Here is an 18,552-nt window from a genome sequence, read left to right as displayed (position 1 = left end):
GGCCCCGGCATGTGAAGGTGCATTCCTGTGCGCGCGGGTCGTATGTCCGAGGGGATGGAGCGGTAGCAACACCGCCGCGCACAGGAAGGCGCGGCGATTCTACGAAGATTGATAGCTCAGAGCCATCATTTTTGTCCGACAAACTGACGGATCAGCTTTCCAGCCACACGTCGCGCGCCCAGTGCCATACCGATTCCCAGGTTTCTTCGGTCACCAGCTCTTCTTCGGCCGACCACAGCACCACGGTGCCGTCTTCCTCGACGCAGTAGTAATCGTCACCATCCTGGCAGATCGGAATCAGCGAACGGTCCACGCCGGCATCCCAGGCATTGGCCGCCACGTCAGGCAGGTAGGTATGCGATTGCGGGTCGGTAACGGTCACCGGCTCCAGGCTGCCGTACACCACATCGCTGACGGTCAACAGGAACTCCCTGAAGACGAACGGGATATCGATGAACAGCTGTTCTTCAATCTCGACCAGCAGGTCTTCGTCGGGCAACTCAAGCGGTACGGGTACCGGTTCGTTGGCTTCACGCAGTTGCTCGATGATTTCTTCCACGGGTTCAATCCTCTTACCTTGACGACACGCTGCGCGTTATACCCTAGTAGGACGCTACGCTAAAAGCAAAACCCCGGGCAAGCCCGGGGTTTTTTGTGCAATGCCTCAAGATCAGCCGTTCTGGCGGATCCCTGCGACCAGCCAAGGCTGGTTTTCGCCCTGGGCACGTTCCATGTTCCAGCTTTCGCTGAACACTTCGCCCTGGTCGAAACGCGAGGTTTTCGACACACCGCTGAAGGTCAGGGTGGCGATGGTGCGGTCGGCACGGTCATCCACGCCTTCCAGTTGCACGTTCAGGTCGTCGATGTAGGTGGACTGGAAGCCTTCACCCAGCTCGGCACGTTCCTTTTTCAGGAACTGCAGCATCTGCGGGGTAACGAACTCGGCGATCTTGTCGATCTCGTTGGCGTCCCAGTGCTGCTGCAGGGTCTGGAAGTGGTTGCGTGCAGCGGCCAGGAAGCTCTCTTCATTGAACCAGGCTGGTGCATTGATTACCGGGCGGGCCGCGGCAGGTGCAGCGGAACCACCGAAGATCGACGGCTGAGCCGGTTGCTCGTGAACTTCACGCTGGAACGGCGCGTGACCGGCAGCGGCCATCTGCGGCTGTTGCTTGCGGCGACGGGCGGCAATGAAACGGAAGATCAGGAAGGCGATGACCGCCATGATCAGGATGTCGAAGATCTGCATGCCCTGGAAGCCGTCGCCCATGAACATGGAGGCCAGCAGGCCACCGGCGGCGAGGCCGGCCAGAGGGCCGAGCCAGCGCGAAGCACCGCTGGCGGCTGCCGGTGGACGGCCTGCCGCATTTGGCGTGGCGGCCGGCGTGGCCGGAGCGGCCTGGCGCGTCTGGTGGGTCGGCGCGGCGCCCGAGCTCTTGCCGCCGCCGAAGCGCTTGGCGTTGGCGTCGAGGCTCAGCGTAAGGCCGATGCACAGCGCCAAGGCGATGCTAAGAAAACGTTGCATAGAAGGGTATTCCCGTTTTGTGGAGTGCACGCGCGCCATGGTGCACAGGTTGTAGGACACATGACTAGCGCCATAATGTTTCTATCTTTTGCTTGGCGCTGTGGGATGTTTATCAAGTGCGTGTAGGAACTGGCCGACCTCTTCGCCGGCAAGGCCGGCTCCCACAGGGGACGGCCTTGCCGGCGGAGGGTGTTACAGCGGCTCCAGCTTGGCGTAGCCAAGCATCAGCCACTTGCTGCCTTCGGCGAAGTTCACCTGCACCCGCGCCTGGGCACCGGCGCCCTCGAAATTGAGGATCACGCCCTCGCCAAACACCGCGTGCTGCACGCGCTGGCCGAGGTTGAACGCGGTTTCGGGGATGTTCGCCGCACCGAACAGGCTGCTCGAATTCTGTTTCTGACCCGAGCCGAACGGCCGGCTGACGCTGTTGGACAAGCGCACTTCCTGCACCAGCCCCGCAGGGATCTCACGCACGAATCGCGACACCTTGTTGTAGGTTTCGCTGCCGTACAGGCGCCGGGTTTCGGCGTAGGTCATCACCAGCTGCTGCATGGCGCGGGTAATGCCCACATAGGCCAGGCGGCGTTCCTCTTCCAGGCGGCCGGGCTCTTCCAGGCTCATCTTGTGCGGGAACAGGCCCTCTTCCATGCCCACCAGGAACACGTGGGGGAACTCCAGGCCCTTGGCGCTGTGCAGGGTCATCAGCTGGATGCTGTCTTCGTGTTCCTCGGCCTGGGCATCGCCGGCCTCGAGGGAGGCGTGGCCCAGGAACGCAGCCAGCGGCGACAGCTCGGCGTCTTCCTCGGCGCTTTCGAAGTTGCGCGCGGCGCTGACCAGTTCTTCAAGGTTTTCTACCCGTGCCTGGCCCTTTTCACCCTTTTCTTCCTGGTGATAGATGATCAGCCCGGACTGCTCGATCACGGTCTGGGTCATCAGGTGCAACGGCATGTCCATGACCTTGGCCGAGAGGTTCTCGATCAGCTCGATGAACGCGGCCAGGGCGCTGGCGGCACGGCCCTTGAGGCCCTTGTTGGCGATCAGCAGGCTCATCGACTCCCACATCGATACCTGGGCGTGACGGGCGTGTTCGCGAATCGCCTCCACGGTCTTCTCGCCGATGCCGCGCGGCGGCACGTTGATCACCCGCTCCAGCGCCGCGTCATTGCCACGCCCTTCAAGCAGGCGCAGGTAGGCCATGGCGTTCTTGATCTCGGCGCGTTCGAAGAAGCGCTGACCACCATAGATGCGGTACGGGATGCGCTCGCGCAGCAGGGCTTCCTCGAGCACCCGCGACTGGGCGTTGGAGCGGTACAGGATGGCGATGTCGCTGCGCGCCATGCCGGTCTTGAGCGCGCTTTCGATGGTCTCGACCACATAGCGCGCTTCGTCGTGTTCGTTGAAGGCGGCGTACAGGCTCAGCGGTTCGCCGTCGCCGCCGTCGGTCCACAGCTCCTTGCCCAGGCGATCACTGTTGTTGGCGATCAGGGCGTTGGCCGCCTTGAGGATGCCGGCGGTGGAGCGGTAGTTCTGCTCCAGGCGGATCATCTGGGTGTCGGGGAAGTCGGCACTGTACTGGTGGATGTTCTCGATCTTGGCGCCGCGCCAGCCATAGATGGACTGGTCGTCGTCGCCCACCACCATCAGGCTGTCACCGCCCTGGGCCAGCAGGCGCAACCAGGCGTACTGCACGGCGTTGGTGTCCTGGAACTCGTCCACCAGCAGGTGGCGGAAGCGCCGCTGGTAGTGCTGCAGCAGGCCCGGGTTGTCGCGCCACAGGTCCAGCGCGCGCAGCAGCAGTTCGGAGAAGTCGATCACGCCGGCGCGCTGGCAGGCTGCCTCGTAGGCCTCGTAGATGCTGCGCATGGTGCCCAGGAACAGGTCGCCGCTGGCCTGGATGTGCTGCGGGCGCAGCCCTTCGTCCTTCTGCCCGTTGATGAACCACTGCGCCTGGCGTACCGGCCAGCGCTGTTCGTCCAGGCCCAGCTCGCGGATCACCCGCTTGACCAGGCGTTGCTGGTCGTCGCTGTCGAGGATCTGGAAGTTCTGGTTCAGCCCCGCTTCCTGCCAGTGGGCACGCAACAGGCGGTGCGCCAGGCCGTGGAAGGTACCCACCCACATGCCGGCCGGGTTGATGCCCATCAACTGCTCGATGCGCTGGCGCATCTCGGCGGCGGCCTTGTTGGTGAAGGTCACCGACAGCACCGAATGGGGTGAGGCCTGCTCGACCTGGATCAACCAGGCGATACGGTGCACCAGCACTCGGGTCTTACCGGAGCCGGCACCGGCCAGAACCAACTGGCGACCAAGCGGGGCCGCTACGGCCTGGCGTTGGGCGTCGTTGAGGGAGTTCAACAGGAGGGAGAGGTCATCGCGCATCCGGCCATTTTAGGGGCGCAAGCGAGCCGGGGGCAAACCCATGGTGGAAAAAGATCGCCCAAGGCGCCGCCCGCTCATCGGTCGCGCCCCTTGGCCCGCGTGCTTGAGGGCTCGGCACTGAAACCAGGTTCCATAATTGCCACGCACAATTTATGACCCAGAGCAGTTTGGCCCAGGCGCCTGCTTGTGTATGCTCCGTGCTCGTTCGAGGCTCACCATTACAAGAACATTGCCTATGACCTTCGCATCTGCCTCCGTCAGCGTGCCGCTGGAAGCGCGCCGCGGTATTCGCAAACAGTTCGCCACGCAACTGGCCGTCGAGCGTACCCGTCTGTTGTACCAGGGCTCGTTGCTGCCCACCCTGTTCATGCTGCTCAACGGCCTGGTGTGTGCCTGGCTGCTGTGGAGCCCGCAGCGCTACCTGCTGGTCAGTGTGTGGATCGTCTGGTTGATGGCGCTGGTAGCGCTGCGGGTCATTCAGGTGGCGGCCTTCGACGCGGCGATGCCCGATCGACAGGTGCAACCGACCTGGTGGCGCATGTTCCTGCTCGGTTCGGCCTTCAGCGGCCTGACCCTGGCCAGCGCGGCGATTGCCCTGGTGCCTGTGGATAACTTCGTGCAACAAGCCTGGGTCTTCGGCTTGCTGGGGGCCGCGACCCTGTCGGCGAGTGTGGCCTACGCGGTCAGCCTGCCGGCGTTCCTGAGTTTCACCTTGCCGTGCCTGCTGCCGCCGATCGCGTTTCTGTTCTGGCGCGGTGACGAGCAGCAGCAAGGCTGGGGCTGGCTGGGGCTGATCCTGCTCGGCGCGTTGATGGTGGTGGCCTGGCAGGTCAATCGGCTGATCGAGGGGGGCCTGTTGCGCCGCTTTCAGAACCAGGCGCTGATCGAGCACCTGCAGGCCGCGCAGGCGCGCAGCGAGCGGCTCAACAAGGCCCTGGCGACCGAGGTCGAGCAGCGTCGGCTGATCGAGGAGCAACTGCGTCAGGCCCAGGCCGGGCTGGAATCGAGGGTGGCGCAGCGCAGCCAGGAGCTGGACCGCGCCAACCAGGCCCTGAGCAAGAGCGAGCAGCGCCTGGCCCTGGCGCTGGAAGCCAGTGAGCTGGGGCTGTGGGACTGGAATCTGGAAACCGACGAGGTGCATCACACCCAATTGCACGAGCTGTTCGGCCTGAACCCGGAGCAGGTGCGGGCGGTGCAGGCGCACCTCAAGCCGCGCCTGCACCCGGATGACGTGCCGGCGCTCAAGCGCGCCCTGGTCGACCACCTCAAGGGGCGCACCGACGATTACCGTATCGAGTACCGCTTCCGCCACGCCCAGGGCCACTGGTGCTGGATCGAGGACCGCGGCCGCGCGGTGGAGCGCGATGCCGCCGGGCGGGTGGTGCGCATGCTCGGCACCCGGCGCGACGTGAGCGCGCGCAAGGCCCAGCAGGAACAGCAACGCCTGGCCGCAACCGTATTCGAGGCGGCCAGCGAAGGCATCGCGATCATGGGGCCGGACTATGCCGTACTGGCCGCCAACCAGGCGTTCTGCCACATGACCGGCTACGTGCGCGAAGAACTGCTGGGGCGCAATGCGCTGGAGCTGCCATGCAGCCGCGACGCGCGCCGGCACTACGGTGCCATCGACCAGGCCCTGGCGCAGCAGGGGCGCTGGGAAGGCGAGCTGGTTGAGGCGCGCAAGAGCGGGGAACTCTACCCGCAGTGGCTGCAACTGACCGGCGTGACGGATGCGCGTGGCCAGGTCGGCACCATCGTGGGTTTCTTCACCGACCTGTCGGCACGCCGCGAGTCCGAAGAGCGCCTGCGGTACCTGGCGCACTACGACGAACTGACCGGCCTGGCCAACCGCGCGTTGTTCCGCCTGCGTCTGCATGAAGCCGGCCAGCGCCTGCGTGGCAGCGGTCGCAGCCTGGCGCTGCTGCACATCGACCTGGACCGCTTCAAGCTGCTCAACGACAGCCTGGGCCACGAACTGGCCGACCGGCTGCTCAAGACCATGGCCCAGCGCATCGGCAACGCAGTGCCCGAGGCCGATACCGTGGCGCGTCTGTCCGGTGACGAGTTCGTGGTGCTGTTCGACGGCTATTCACACCTGTCCAGCCTGGTGCGGGTAGCGACGCGCCTGCTGGACAAGCTACGCGTGCCGCTGCGTGTCGACGGGCACGAGCTGGTGATCAGCGCTTCAGTGGGGGTCAGTCTGCTGCCCGATGCCAGCCTGGATGTCAGCACCCTGGTGAGCCAGGCCAACATGGCCATGCAGCACGCCAAGCACCTCGGCGGCGACGGGTTCCAGTTCTACACCGAGAGCCTGCAGGCCAGCACCCTGGAGCGCCTGCAACTGGAGAACCAGCTGCGCAAGGCCATCGAAGAGCGCCAGCTGGAGGTCTATTACCAGCCCAAACTGTGCCTGACCAGCGGCCGCCTGCAGGCTGCCGAGGCCCTGGTGCGCTGGCATCACCCGCAGGTGGGCATGGTGCCACCGGGCGACTTCATCGGCCTGGCCGAAGAGACCGGGCTGATCGCGCCGATGGGCGAGTTCGTGTTGCGCCAGGCGTGCTGGCAGGCCTGTGAATGGCAACGGCAGGGGCTGGCGCCGATTCGCGTGTCGGTGAACCTGTCGGTGTATCAGTTGCGCCAGGGCAAGCTGGTCAGCCTGGTGCGTCAGGTGCTGGAAGACAGCGGCCTGGCACCGCACCTGCTGGAGCTGGAGCTGACCGAAAGCCAGTTGCTCGACAGCGTGGAGCACATCATCGCGACCTTTCATCAGCTGCATGAACTGGGGGTCAAGCTGGCCATCGACGATTTCGGCACCGGCTATTCGTCGCTCAGCTACCTCAAGCGTTTTCCGGTGAATTACGTGAAGATCGACCAGACCTTCATCCGTGGCCTGCACGAAGGCAGCGAGGACGCCGCAATCACCCGTGCGATCATTGTCATGGCCCACAGCCTGGGCCTGCAGGTAGTGGCCGAAGGGGTGGAAACCCAGGAGCAGCTGGCGTTTCTGCGCGAGCAGGGCTGCGATGAGGTGCAGGGCTACCTGATCAGCCGGCCGGTGGAGGCCGACAGCCTGGCCGCCTTGCTGCGTGAAGATCGGCGCTGGTAGCCCTACGGCCAGGGCCCCGATCAACGGGGCCCTGGCGTTGTAACAAGTCGCAGCCTGCCGGTCAGTGAGTGACCAGGATCTCCTCCAGGCTCACCAGCAGTTTGCCGTCGTGGAAAATATCCACTTTCGGGATGTTGCTGTGGTCGCCGTCCATTTCGAAACAGACCGCACGTTCGGTGATCACCTGGGCAGCCAGGGCGTCCACGTTCTCCAGCTTCAGTTCCAGCGCCAGGGCGTGCGATTTGTCCTGGATGGCGCGTTTCACCAGCACCGGCACGATGGCCGAGGTGGCGACTTCCACGGTGCCATACACTCGAAACCTGGCGTTGCCCGGCATCTTGTCGTTCTGCGCGATCCAGCCTTTTGCTTTCAGGGACATTCCTTTGTACTCCATTCGATGGTGGGTGGGATGTTGCGTGCCCACTATCGAACAGCGCGGCTGCACCCGGCAGCCGGAAAGCTTTCAACCGTGCCAGGCGCGTCCCTGGTGAGCCAGCAGGCTGTGGGCCTGGTCCGGGCCATTGGAGCCGGCCGGGTAAGGGCGCGGGGCCTGGAAGTGCTCCTGCCAGCCAGTCAGGATCGGGTCGATCCAGGCCCATGCGGCCTCCACTTCGTCGCGGCGCATGAACAGGGTCGAGTCGCCGTCCAGAACATCCAGCAGCAGGCGTTCGTAGGCGTCCCAGCGTCGAGCCTGGCCGAACACCTGGGCCAGGTTCAGGTTCAGTTCCACCGGCTCCAGGCGCATGCCCTTGCCCGGTGCCTTGGTCATCATCTGCAGGCTAATGCGCTCGTCGGGCTGCAGCTGGATCAGCAACTGGTTGGCCTGGTCGCCGTCGAACAGGCGATGGGGCACCGGCTTGAACTGGATGACGATCTGCGAGGAGCGCTTGGCCATGCGCTTGCCGGTACGCAGGTAGAAGGGCACGCCGGCCCAGCGCCAGTTGTTGATGTGGGCTTCGACGGCGACAAAGGTTTCGGTGTCGCTGTCGTTGTCCACGTCCTTCTCGAAGTAGTAGGCCGGAACCTCCTGCCCGCCGATCTTGCCGGCGCTGTACTGGCCGCGCACGGTCTTGTCCTGCACGTCCTGCCCGGTGATGGGTTTGAGGGCCTTGAGGATCTTGACCTTTTCATCGCGCACCGCCTCGGCCTCGAACTGCGCAGGTGGCTCCATGGCTACCAGGCAGAGCAGTTGCAGCAGGTGGTTCTGCAGCATGTCGCGGGTCGCGCCGGCACGGTCGTAGTAGCCGCCGCGGTTTTCCACGCCGAGGGTTTCGCACACGCTGATCTGCACGTGGTCCACCTGGTTGGTGCGCCACACCGGTTCCAGCAGCGCGTTGGCGAAGCGCAATGCCATGAGGTTCTGCACCGTCTCCTTGCCCAGGTAGTGGTCGATGCGAAACACCTGGGATTCGGCGAATACCGCGCCGATGGCGCTGTTGATCGTGGTGGCGGACTCCAGTGAGTGGCCGATGGGTTTTTCCAGCACGATACGCGCTTCGCTGTCGACCAGCCCGGCCACCAGCAGGTGGGTGGCGATGGGCACGAACAGGTTGGGTGCGGTGGCCAGGTAGTAGACCCGCGTCAGCCCGCCGGGCTCGCCCAGAAAGCGGGCGAGGCGGCCGAAATCGGCGCTCTGCATGGCGTCCATGGAGAAGTAGTCCAGGCGCGTGGAAAAGCGGTGCCACACCTCGTCGCTGAAGTCCTGGGGCGCGATCTGGGCGCGGCAGCGGCGTTCGACCAGCTTGAGAAATTCAATCCGTGGCAAGGGCCGGCGGGCCAGGGCGATGATCCGCACGGCGTTGTGCAGACGGCCTTCGCGAAACAGGTGGTAGAGCGCTGGAAGCAGTTTGTTCAGGGCCAGGTCGCCGGTGCCGCCGAACACCAGAATGTCGCACGGGATAGTCAATGCCACCACTCTCCAAGATCGTTTAGCTGGGCGGGTCGCCGGTCATGTAGTATAACTACAAGAAAGCTACAACCCGGTCAGCCGATCATAACCGAGTCCTGCCCTTGAATCTGTTGCAACACATCGCCCAGTCGCGCCATCTGCTACGCAAATCGGAACTGAAGGTTGCCGATCACGTATTGCTCGATCCAGCGGCTGTCATGCATAGCTCCATGGCTGATCTGGCGCACAGCGTCGGGATCAGCGAGCCGACCATCGTGCGTTTCTGCCGGGCGATCGGTTGCACCGGTTTCCAGGACCTCAAGCTCAAGCTGGCGCAAAGCCTGGCGGCGGGTGCGAGCTTCGGTCAGTTCGCGATTCATGAAGACGATTCGGTAGCCGACTACAGCCTGAAGATCTTCGACACCACCCTGCACACCCTGATGGAAGTGCGCGAGCACCTCGATGCCCAGGCATTGCAGCGCGCCGTGACGGCCATGGCCCAGGCGCAGCGCGTGGAATTCTACGGGTTTGGTGCATCGGGTGCGGTGGCTGCCGATGCCCAGCACAAGTTCTTCCGCCTGTTGCTGACGGCAGCGGCGTATTCCGACCCGCACATGCAGGCGATGTCGGCGGTCACCCTCAAGCCGGGTGATGTAGCGATCTGCATTTCCCAGTCAGGGCGTTCCAAGGACCTGCTGATCACTGCCAACCTGGTGCGTGAAAGCGGCGCGACGCTGATCACCCTGTGCCCGAGCCAGACCCCGCTGGCCGAATTGTCCACGGTCAACCTGGCCATCGACGTGCATGAAGACACCGAAATCTACACCCCGCTGACCTCGCGTATCGCCCACCTGGTGGTGATCGACGTGCTGGCCATGGGCGTTGCCATGGCGCGCGGGCCGAGCCTGGTCAACCACCTCAAGAGCGTCAAACGCAGCTTGCGCAGCCTGCGCCTGTCGCCCAAGTCGATCAAGGCGATGGACGACTGATCGTCTTGCACCGCCCGCACTGACGCCTTCGCTGGCTTGCCGGCGAAGGGCAGCACCGCATGCCACGCCTGATTGTTCATGCTTTTGTAACCCTCCCGCCGCCAAACCGTAACCCCGCCCGGGCACGCTGAAACTCCCCGCAATCGACCAGGGAGACACGCAATGGCTCGTGAATTCGATGGCTCGCACCAACCTACCGCCAAGTCCCGCAAGCAGCAGGAAAAGGATCAGCGCCGCATGGAGTTTCGCCGCGCGATCGAAAGCTATTCCGAGCAGCGCCAATTGCTGCAGGACATCGCCGACTACCCCGAACTGCACGCTGTCAGCGTATGGCAGGTGTCAGCGGCAACGTCCCCGAGAAACGCTCAACAAGCGCGCTGATCTGCGCACGTTCGCTGCGGATGAACGCAACAAAGGCCAGGGCCACCGGCGACTGCCGCTTGGCCTTGGCCTGCACCACGCACCAGCTGCGGTACAACGGCAGCTCCTCTACCGGCAGCTCGCGCAGCACCCCGGTGGCCAGTTCCATGTTCAGTGCGTGCCGGGTCAAAAGGGCAATGCCAAGGCCTGCGATCACGCATTCGCGTTGGGCGTCGGCCGATGCCACTTCCAGGGTCTGGGTGAAGTGCACGCGCTTTTCCTTGAAGTACTCCTCGCACGCCTTGCGCGTGCCCGAACCCTGTTCGCGCACCAGCAGCGTATGCGGCTCCAGGTCCTGCAGGCGCAGGCTGTCGAGCGTGCACAGCGGGTGATCGGGCGGGGCCACGGCCACGATCGGGTTGTTCAGGAAGGGCAAAAACTCCAGGCCCATGTCCTGCGGCACCATCGACATGATGATCAGGTCGTCGCGGTTGTCCGACAGGCGCCGGATGGCCTGGGCGCGGTTGACCACGGTGAGGGTCAGGTTGACCTCCGGGTGCAGGCGCTTGAAGGCGGCGAACAGGTGCGGCACGAAGTACTTGGCGCTCGATTCCACCGCCAGCTTGAGCTGGCCCTGCAGCGAGCCCTGCATGTCCGACAGCTGCATGTCGAGGCTCTCCAGGCGTCCGAAGATGTCCCGGCTGGCGCGCTGCAGCGCCTCGGCGGCCTCGGTGAGGTAGAGCTTCTTGCCGACGTATTCGAACAGCGGCTGGCCCACCAGTTCTTCGAGCTGGCGGATCTGTAGACTAACGGCGGGTTGCGTCAGCGACATCTCCTCGGCGGCCCGGCTGTAGGAACGCAAATCACACACTTCATTGAAGATCTGCAATTGACGCAATGTCATACGCATCAATGACTTACGCATATTTCCCGTCGCCTCGGCAAAACCCTGTTACGGCACTATAAGCAATTGCTAATGCTGCCCCTAACAAATATTGATTTTTGTTTATTCACGTTCGGCGCTAGGGTGATTATACGACTGGCCAGCGACGTCTGGTCACGCGCCGACCGGTACTGCCGGTTCGTTTGTTACCAACGGCTTTGGGAAGACTCCAGTGATAAAAAAAATCCTGATCGCCAACCGGGGTGAAATCGCAGTACGCATCGTGCGTGCCTGCGCCGAGATGGGCATTCGCTCGGTGGCGATCTATTCCGACGCCGACCGTCACGCCCTGCACGTAAAGCGTGCGGACGAGGCCCATAGCATCGGTGCCGAACCCCTGGCCGGTTACCTCAACCCGCGCAAGCTGGTGAACCTGGCAGTGGAAACCGGCTGCGATGCGTTGCACCCGGGCTATGGTTTTCTGTCGGAGAACGCGGAGCTGGCGGACATCTGCGCCGAACGCGGGATCAAGTTCATCGGCCCGGCCGCCGAAGTCATTCGCCGCATGGGCGACAAGACCGAGGCGCGGCGCAGCATGATCAAGGCTGGCGTACCGGTCACCCCGGGCACCGAAGGCAACGTGGCCGACATCCACGAAGCCCTGGAAGAGGGCGACCGCATCGGTTACCCGGTAATGCTCAAGGCCACTTCCGGCGGCGGCGGGCGCGGCATTCGTCGCTGCAACAGCCGCGAAGAACTCGAGCAGGCCTTTCCGCGGGTGATTTCCGAAGCCACCAAGGCATTCGGTTCGGCCGAGGTGTTCCTGGAAAAATGCATCGTCAACCCCAAGCACATCGAGGCGCAGATCCTGGGTGACAGCTTCGGCAACGTGGTGCACCTGTTCGAGCGCGACTGCTCGATCCAGCGCCGCAACCAGAAGCTCATCGAGATCGCCCCCAGCCCGCAGCTGACCCCCGAACAGCGCGCCTACATCGGCGACTTGTCGGTGCGCGCGGCCAAGGCCGTGGGCTACGAGAATGCCGGTACCGTGGAGTTCCTGCTCGCCGATGGCGAGGTGTACTTCATGGAAATGAACACCCGGGTGCAGGTGGAGCACACCATCACCGAGGAAATCACCGGTATCGACATCGTTCGCGAACAGATCCGCATCGCCTCGGGCCTGCCGCTGTCGGTCAAGCAGGAAGACATCCAGCACCGCGGCTTCGCGCTGCAGTTCCGGATCAATGCAGAAGACCCGAAAAACAACTTTCTGCCCAGCTTCGGCAAGATCACCCGCTACTACGCCCCCGGCGGCCCGGGCGTGCGCACCGACACGGCGATCTACACCGGCTACACCATCCCGCCGTTCTACGACTCGATGTGCCTGAAGCTGGTGGTCTGGGCACTGACCTGGGAAGAAGCCATGGACCGCGGCCTGCGGGCCCTGGACGACATGCGCCTGCAGGGGGTCAAGACCACCGCCGCGTACTACCAGGAAATCCTGCGCAACCCGGAATTCCGTAGCGGCCAGTTCAACACCAGCTTCGTTGAAAGCCACCCTGAACTGACCAACTACTCGATCAAGCGCAAACCCGAAGAGCTGGCCCTGGCCATCGCCGCCGCCATCGCCGCCCACGCAGGCCTGTGAGGAACCCTACAATGTCCAAGAAAATTTTTGTAACCGACACGATCCTGCGCGACGCCCACCAATCGCTGCTGGCCACCCGCATGCGCACCGACGACATGCTGCCGATCTGCGACAAGCTCGACAAGGTGGGCTACTGGTCGCTGGAAGTGTGGGGCGGCGCGACCTTCGACGCCTGCGTGCGCTTCCTCAAGGAAGACCCGTGGGAGCGCCTGCGCAAGCTGCGCGCAGCACTGCCCAACACCCGTCTGCAGATGCTGCTGCGCGGCCAGAACCTGCTTGGCTACCGGCACTACAGCGATGACGTGGTCAAGGCCTTCGTGGCCAAGGCAGCAGTCAACGGCATCGATGTGTTCCGCATCTTCGACGCCATGAACGACGTGCGAAACCTGCGCGTGGCCATCGAGGCCGTGAAGGCGGCCGGCAAGCATGCCCAGGGCACCATCGCCTACACCACCAGCCCGGTGCACACCATCGAGGCGTTCGTGGCCCAGGCCAAGCAGATGGAAGCCATGGGCTGCGACTCCATCGCGATCAAGGACATGGCCGGCCTGCTGACCCCCTACGCCACCGGCGAGCTGGTCAAGGCACTCAAGGCCGAGCAGTCGCTGCCGGTGTTCATCCACAGCCACGACACGGCCGGCCTGGCCGCGATGTGCCAGCTCAAGGCCATCGAGAACGGTGCCGACCATATCGACACCGCCATCTCCAGCTTCGCCTGGGGTACCAGCCACCCGGGCACCGAATCGATGGTTGCAGCGCTCAAGGGCAGTGAGTTCGATACCGGCCTGGACCTGCAACTGCTGCAGGAGATCGGCCTGTACTTCTATGCCGTGCGCAAGAAGTACCACCAGTTCGAAAGCGAGTTCACCGCCGTGGATACCCGCGTGCAGGTCAACCAGGTACCGGGCGGGATGATTTCCAACCTGGCCAACCAGCTCAAGGAGCAGGGTGCGCTCAACCGCATGAACGAAGTGCTGGCCGAGATCCCGCGGGTGCGTGAAGACCTCGGCTTCCCGCCGCTGGTCACGCCCACCTCGCAGATCGTCGGCACCCAGGCGTTCTTCAACGTGCTGGCCGGCGAGCGCTACAAGACCATCACCAACGAGGTGAAGCTGTACCTGCAGGGTGGCTACGGCAAGGCACCGGGGGTGGTCGACGAGAAGCTGCGTCGCCAGGCCATCGGCAGCGAAGACGTCATCGACGTGCGCCCCGCCGACCTGCTCAAGCCCGAGATGACCAAGCTGCGTGCCGACATCGGCAGCCTGGCCAAGTCCGAAGAAGACGTGCTGACCTTCGCCATGTTCCCGGACATCGGGCGCAAGTTCCTTGAAGAGCGTGAAGCCGGCAGCCTGACCCCTGAAGTGCTGCTGCCGATTCCGGAAGCCGGCGCGGTGGCCTCGGCCGGTGGCGAAGGCGTACCAACCGAGTTCGTGATCGACGTGCACGGCGAGACCTACCGCGTGGATATCACCGGTGTGGGCGTCAAGGCCGAAGGCAAGCGCCACTTCTACCTGTCCATCGACGGCATGCCGGAAGAGGTGGTGTTCGAGCCGCTCAACGAGTTCGTCGGCGGTGGCAGCAGCAAGCGCAAGCAGGCCAGCGAGCCGGGCCATGTGAGCACCACCATGCCGGGCAACATCGTCGATGTGCTGGTCAAGCAGGGCGACACGGTCAAGGCCGGCCAGGCGGTGCTGATCACCGAAGCGATGAAGATGGAAACCGAGGTGCAATCGGCCATCGCCGGCAAGGTTGCAGCCATACACGTGGCCAAGGGCGACCGGGTCAACCCGGGCGAGATCCTGATCGAGATCGAAGGCTGACTCAGGCCTTCATCTGCAAGCGGTTAACCTCTGGGGAGCGAATTGCTCCCCTTTTTTTATCTTCTGTTGGATACGCCCGCTTCGGGTACCCGCCTCACGCACCCGTACGGCACGCTTCCAGCGTCTTGAGCTGACCCTCTGGGCGCTGGTTGTCCTCGCTCAGCCAGCGTTCGAAACCAGCGGCAATGGCCGGCCATTCGTCATCGGTGATGGAGTACCAGGCCGTGTCGCGGTTGTGGTCCTTGGTCACCATGTGCTTGCGAAACACCCCTTCGAAGGTGAACCCGAAACGCTCGGCCGCGCGCTTGGAGCGGGCATTGTCGTTGTTGCACTTCCATTCCAGGCGCCGGTTGCCCAGGGCGAAGGCCTGCTTGCCCAGCAGGTAGATGGCCTCGGTGCCCTTGGGCGTGCGCTGCATGGCCGCGCCGAAGGCAATGTGGCCGATCTCGATACGGCCCTGCTCGGGCACGATCGACATCAGGCTGAGGATACCCTGGGTCTGCCCGCTGGCCAGGTCGATCACGCTGTAGAACAGCGGGTCGCTGCTGGCGGCGTTGCTGTCTAGCCAGTGGTCGAAGTCTTCGCGCTCGGTGAATGGTCCGTAGGCCAGGTACTTCCACAGTGTCTGGTCGGCCTCGGGGCCCTGGAACACCGCCCACAGGTGCTCGCGGTCGCGGCGCGGGTCGAGTTTTTCCAGGCGGATGAAGCGCCCGACCAGCGGGACAGGCTGCGGGGCCTTGGCCGGCCGCCAGTTCAACGGTGTGCTCATGGTGGCTTCTCCGATTACAGGGCTTTGCGGAACTGGATGAAACCCGGCCGTTCGGCCACCTGTTCATACAGCGAAATACCGGTGGCGTTGGTTTCATGGGTCAGCCAGTGCACCTTGGTGCAGCCGGCCTGGCGCGCCGTGTCGTACACCAGCTCGATCAGCTGGCGGCCCACGCCCTTGCCGCGCTGGTTGGCGTCGACATACAGATCCTGCAGATAGCAGGCGTTTTCCACCGTCCAGTTGGAGCGGTGGTAGATCCAGTGCACCATGCCCACCGCCTTGCCATCGACCCAGGCCAGCGCAGCGTTGGTCGGCTCGCTGGTGTCGAGCATGCGCTGCCAGGTCACGGCACTGACCGCCTCATCGATGCGGGTCTCATAGAAACGCTGGTAGGCCTGCCACAGCGGCAGCCAGGCGGCGTGGTCATCGGCGGTCACGGGGCGCAGGGTCACGGTAGACATCGAAGGATCCTTGTGTGCAATACAGGGGTTGGCGAATGGCCCCATCCTAGGCAGGCTATTGGCTTATGGTAAGAGCCATTTCCGGCTTATTTGGCAGGTCCAATTTCATGAGCGAACGTAGCGTTGCCTTGCCCTTCGACCCCACCGGCATCGTGCTGGACCGTCGTCAGGGGCTCAGTCGCCAGTTGTACCAGGCGCTGCGCCAGCGCGTGCTGGACGGGCGCCTGGGTAGCGGCACGCGTCTTCCCGCCACCCGCGACATGGCCGCAGCGCTGGCCGTATCACGTAACAGCGTAGTTCGTGCCTACGACCAGCTGTATGCCGAAGGCTATATCGAAAGCCGGGTGGGCGATGGTACCTACGTCAGTCAGCTGCCAAAACTATCCACAAAACTGTCCACAGGGTTATCCCTGGGTTTTTCCACAGGGTTATCCACAAAAACGGATGATTGCACTGAATATTTATCCAGTAAAGTTATCCACACGGACGTGCTGGAGCGCCTGGAAAACAATCATTTATCCGTGCATGAGCCTCGTGCGCCGCGGGCTTTTCAGGTTGGCATACCGGCCTTCGACCTGTTCCCCTTCGAGGTGTGGGCCAAGCTGCAGGCGGGTTTCTGGCGAAATCCCGACCCGGCGTCACTCGGTTACGGCGACCCGGCCGGAGAACCGCTGCTGCGCGAGCTGATTGCCACCTACCTGCGTCGCTCCCGTGGGTTGTCCTGCGTGGCTGAACAAATTGTGATCACCAGTGGTGCGCAGCAGGCAATCAGCCTTTGTGCACAGCTGCTGCTGGCGCCCGGTGACGGTGTGGCTGTGGAAAACCCCGGCTATCGTGCGGCGGGCAAAGCCTTCGCCATGGCGGGCGCGAAGGTGCATGGCGTGGGGGTGGATCACGACGGGTTGCAGTGCGCTGCCCTGGCCCAGTTGCCCAACTGTCGCCTGAGCTACGTTACCCCCGCGCATCAGTACCCCACCGGCGTCACCCTGAGCCTGGCGCGGCGTCTGGAACTGCTGGCCTGGGCCGAGCGCAACGACAGCTGGATCATCGAGGACGACTACGACGGCGAGTACCGCTACAGCGGCGCGCCGCTGGCCCCGCTGGCAGCCCTGGACCGCAGCGGACGGGTGCTGTATGTCGGCACCTTCGGCAAGGTGGCCTTTCCGGCGCTGCGTCTGGGCTACCTTGTGCTGCCGGCCCGGCTGGTGGAGGCATTCTCGCGCTTTCGGGCGTTGGCGGTGCGCCATTCCGAGGTCGGCACACAGGCGGTGATGGCGCAGTTCATGGCTAAAGGGCACTTCCAGCGTCATATCCGGCGCATGCGCCGCGCGGCGTTGAGCCGGCGCAATGCGCTGCTGGCCGGCTGGCCGAAGGCTGTGGCGGGGCTGGGAGCCTTGCCGGAGGTGGCGGCGGGCCTGCACCTGAAGATCGACGTGCACAGCCAGGCGCGCGAGCGGGAACTGATCGCCCGTGCCGCAGCGGTGGGTGTCGAACTCAATGCGCTGAGTGATTACTGGTTGCCCGACACGCCGCTGCCTGTGGATAAGCGTGCCGGACTGGTGCTGGGGTTCGCGGCCGTGAACGAGGCCGCGATTGCCCAGGCCCTGGCACGCCTTGCACGTGCCTGGGCCGACTGAGCCTAGCCTTGACGGGCGCGCTCGAAGCCCTCGAGCACGTTGACCGCGTTGACGCCGATTTCGGCCACGGCATAGCCACCTTCCATGATGAACAGGGTCGGCTTGCCCAACTGCGCGATGCGCTCGCCCATGGCCAGGTAGTCGGGGCTGTCGAGCTTGAATTGCGAGATCGGGTCGTCCTTGAAGGTGTCCACGCCCAGCGATATCACCAGCACTTCGGGGTCATACGCGCCGATGCGTTCGCAGGCTTCGTCCAGCGCGCCGCGCCAGGTGGCCCAGTCGCTGCCTGCCGGCAGCGGGTAGTTGAAGTTGCAGCCCAGCCCGTCGCCTTCGCCGTGCTCGTCGGCATAGCCGAGGAAGAACGGGAATTCGGCCTGCGGGTCGCCATGGATCGAGGCGAACAGCACGTCGTTGCGCGTGTAGAAGATCTGCTGGGTACCGTTGCCGTGGTGGTAGTCCACATCCAGGATCGCCACGCGCTGGCGACCGTGGTCGATGAAGGCCTGGGCGGCGATCGCGGCGTTGTTCAGATAGCAGTAGCCCCCCATCACGTCGCTGGCGGCATGATGCCCCGGTGGCCGGCACAGGGCGAAGGCGCTGTGGGCACCGGCCTGCACCGCCGCCTGTGCGGTCAGGGCAACCTGCGCCGAGCTGTAGGCGGCCTGCCAGGTGCCGGCGGTGATCGGTGCACCGGCGTCGAAGCTGTAATAGCCCAGCTCGCCATGCAGGCCGCTGGGTTTGACCTGGCGCAGGCTGCGCGCCGGCCAGGTGAACGGCAGCAGGTCGCCGTCATGGCCCAGTGCGCTCCAGCGCTGCCAGGCGCCCTGGAAGAAGTCCAGGTAGTCGGCGCTGTGCACGCGCAGCAGCGGTGCGCGGCCAAAATCGGTAGGGCCTTCGACGGGCCCCAGGCCCTGGGCCTTGACCCGCTCGAGCACATGGTCGGCACGCGAGGGCATTTCGAAGCAGGGCATCAACTGCCCGTCGATCAGCTCGCAGCGGCCGTGGTGCAGGCGATGGTCATCGGAATAGATCGTCAGCATTTTTTGTTCTCCGGGTTTACTGGCGTGGCCCCATTGTCGAGAGGTACGCCCAC

The 18,552-nt window shown here is 64.2% G+C and carries 15 protein-coding genes; 6 read left to right on the top strand and 9 right to left on the bottom strand.

Going from position 1 to position 18,552, the window contains the following annotated elements; translation table 11 throughout:
• Positions 1–151: 151 nt before the first annotated feature.
• The 3 genes from DN387_RS10180 to uvrD all read right to left on the bottom strand — a co-directional run bounded on the left by DN387_RS10180 (position 152) and on the right by uvrD (position 3,898).
• Positions 152–559, bottom strand: a complete 408-nt coding sequence (locus tag DN387_RS10180) for an SMI1/KNR4 family protein (RefSeq protein ID WP_014720555.1) — start codon at positions 557–559, stop codon at positions 152–154.
• A 111-nt stretch (positions 560–670) separates the two neighbouring features.
• Entirely contained in the window at positions 671–1,522 is an 852-nt protein-coding gene (locus tag DN387_RS10175) for a Tim44 domain-containing protein (RefSeq protein ID WP_043861520.1), read from the bottom strand.
• A gap of 192 nt (positions 1,523–1,714) precedes the next feature.
• Positions 1,715–3,898 (bottom strand): DNA helicase II, encoded by a 2,184-nt coding sequence (gene uvrD, locus DN387_RS10170; protein ID WP_054916451.1) that lies wholly within the window; start codon positions 3,896–3,898, stop codon positions 1,715–1,717.
• Positions 3,899–4,133: 235 nt separating this feature from the next.
• Here uvrD and DN387_RS10165 point away from each other — a divergent pair, with 235 nt between their 5' ends.
• A complete protein-coding gene (locus tag DN387_RS10165; protein WP_054916452.1) occupies positions 4,134–7,004 on the top strand; it encodes an EAL domain-containing protein in 2,871 nt (956 codons plus the stop codon).
• Between the two features lie 61 nt (positions 7,005–7,065).
• On the opposite strand, the gene DN387_RS10160 is transcribed toward DN387_RS10165, so the two are convergent.
• Both DN387_RS10160 and zwf read right to left on the bottom strand, forming a co-directional pair.
• The gene (locus DN387_RS10160; RefSeq protein WP_054916453.1) at positions 7,066–7,383 is read right to left on the bottom strand and encodes a hypothetical protein; all 318 of its coding nucleotides are present in this window, start codon (positions 7,381–7,383) and stop codon (positions 7,066–7,068) included.
• An 84-nt stretch (positions 7,384–7,467) separates the two neighbouring features.
• Entirely contained in the window at positions 7,468–8,910 is a 1,443-nt protein-coding gene (gene zwf, locus DN387_RS10155; RefSeq protein WP_054916480.1) for a glucose-6-phosphate dehydrogenase, read from the bottom strand.
• 104 nt (positions 8,911–9,014) lie between these two features.
• On the opposite strand from zwf, the gene hexR reads away from it, so the two are divergent.
• Both hexR and DN387_RS10145 read left to right on the top strand, forming a co-directional pair.
• A complete protein-coding gene (gene hexR, locus DN387_RS10150; RefSeq protein WP_043861524.1) occupies positions 9,015–9,881 on the top strand; it encodes a transcriptional regulator HexR in 867 nt (288 codons plus the stop codon).
• A 162-nt stretch (positions 9,882–10,043) separates the two neighbouring features.
• Positions 10,044–10,262 carry a PA3496 family putative envelope integrity protein gene (locus DN387_RS10145; RefSeq protein WP_078481432.1) on the top strand — a complete coding sequence of 73 codons (219 nt, stop codon included), beginning with the start codon at positions 10,044–10,046 and terminating at the stop codon, positions 10,260–10,262.
• Here DN387_RS10145 and DN387_RS10140 read toward each other — a convergent pair.
• Positions 10,204–11,151, bottom strand: a complete 948-nt coding sequence (locus DN387_RS10140) for a LysR family transcriptional regulator (RefSeq protein WP_162484870.1) — start codon at positions 11,149–11,151, stop codon at positions 10,204–10,206. The genes DN387_RS10145 and DN387_RS10140 overlap by 59 nt on opposite strands.
• Before the next feature lie 205 nt (positions 11,152–11,356).
• Between DN387_RS10140 and DN387_RS10135 the strand changes: the two genes are divergently transcribed.
• Positions 11,357–12,772 (top strand): acetyl-CoA carboxylase biotin carboxylase subunit, encoded by a 1,416-nt coding sequence (locus DN387_RS10135; RefSeq protein ID WP_043861526.1) that lies wholly within the window; start codon positions 11,357–11,359, stop codon positions 12,770–12,772.
• Between the two features lie 11 nt (positions 12,773–12,783).
• Complete coding sequence (gene oadA, locus DN387_RS10130; RefSeq protein WP_043861527.1) at positions 12,784–14,592, top strand: sodium-extruding oxaloacetate decarboxylase subunit alpha; 1,809 nt, start codon at positions 12,784–12,786, stop codon at positions 14,590–14,592.
• Between the two features lie 94 nt (positions 14,593–14,686).
• Here oadA and DN387_RS10125 read toward each other — a convergent pair whose 3' ends face one another.
• On the bottom strand, positions 14,687–15,361 hold the full coding sequence (locus DN387_RS10125; RefSeq protein ID WP_054916454.1) for a GNAT family N-acetyltransferase: 675 nt from the start codon (positions 15,359–15,361) through the stop codon (positions 14,687–14,689).
• A gap of 14 nt (positions 15,362–15,375) precedes the next feature.
• Positions 15,376–15,822 (bottom strand): GNAT family N-acetyltransferase, encoded by a 447-nt coding sequence (locus DN387_RS10120; protein ID WP_043861529.1) that lies wholly within the window; start codon positions 15,820–15,822, stop codon positions 15,376–15,378.
• 107 nt (positions 15,823–15,929) lie between these two features.
• Between DN387_RS10120 and DN387_RS10115 the strand changes: the two genes are divergently transcribed.
• Entirely contained in the window at positions 15,930–17,459 is a 1,530-nt protein-coding gene (locus tag DN387_RS10115; protein WP_054916455.1) for a PLP-dependent aminotransferase family protein, read from the top strand.
• A 2-nt stretch (positions 17,460–17,461) separates the two neighbouring features.
• Here DN387_RS10115 and DN387_RS10110 read toward each other — a convergent pair whose 3' ends face one another.
• Positions 17,462–18,499 carry a histone deacetylase family protein gene (locus DN387_RS10110; protein WP_054916456.1) on the bottom strand — a complete coding sequence of 346 codons (1,038 nt, stop codon included), beginning with the start codon at positions 18,497–18,499 and terminating at the stop codon, positions 17,462–17,464.
• Positions 18,500–18,552 lie beyond the last annotated feature (53 nt).

Source organism: Pseudomonas sp. FBF18, assembly GCF_024261405.1.
GTDB lineage: Bacteria > Pseudomonadota > Gammaproteobacteria > Pseudomonadales > Pseudomonadaceae > Aquipseudomonas > Aquipseudomonas palmensis.
This window is presented reverse-complemented; position numbering and strand designations above follow the sequence as displayed.

Excerpts from the sequence above, each read along its gene's own strand:
- DN387_RS10175 (WP_043861520.1), bottom strand. The coding sequence starts at position 1,522 with ATGCAACGTTTTCTTAGCATCGCCTTGGCGCTGTGCATCGGCCTTACG.
- uvrD (WP_054916451.1), bottom strand. The coding sequence starts at position 3,898 with ATGCGCGATGACCTCTCCCTCCTGTTGAACTCCCTCAACGACGCCCAA.
- DN387_RS10165 (WP_054916452.1), top strand. The coding sequence starts at position 4,134 with ATGACCTTCGCATCTGCCTCCGTCAGCGTGCCGCTGGAAGCGCGCCGC.
- DN387_RS10160 (WP_054916453.1), bottom strand. The coding sequence starts at position 7,383 with ATGTCCCTGAAAGCAAAAGGCTGGATCGCGCAGAACGACAAGATGCCG.
- DN387_RS10145 (WP_078481432.1), top strand. The coding sequence starts at position 10,044 with ATGGCTCGTGAATTCGATGGCTCGCACCAACCTACCGCCAAGTCCCGC.
- DN387_RS10140 (WP_162484870.1), bottom strand. The coding sequence starts at position 11,151 with ATGCGTATGACATTGCGTCAATTGCAGATCTTCAATGAAGTGTGTGAT.
- oadA (WP_043861527.1), top strand. The coding sequence starts at position 12,784 with ATGTCCAAGAAAATTTTTGTAACCGACACGATCCTGCGCGACGCCCAC.
- DN387_RS10125 (WP_054916454.1), bottom strand. The coding sequence starts at position 15,361 with ATGAGCACACCGTTGAACTGGCGGCCGGCCAAGGCCCCGCAGCCTGTC.
- DN387_RS10120 (WP_043861529.1), bottom strand. The coding sequence starts at position 15,822 with ATGTCTACCGTGACCCTGCGCCCCGTGACCGCCGATGACCACGCCGCC.
- DN387_RS10115 (WP_054916455.1), top strand. The coding sequence starts at position 15,930 with ATGAGCGAACGTAGCGTTGCCTTGCCCTTCGACCCCACCGGCATCGTG.
- DN387_RS10110 (WP_054916456.1), bottom strand. The coding sequence starts at position 18,499 with ATGCTGACGATCTATTCCGATGACCATCGCCTGCACCACGGCCGCTGC.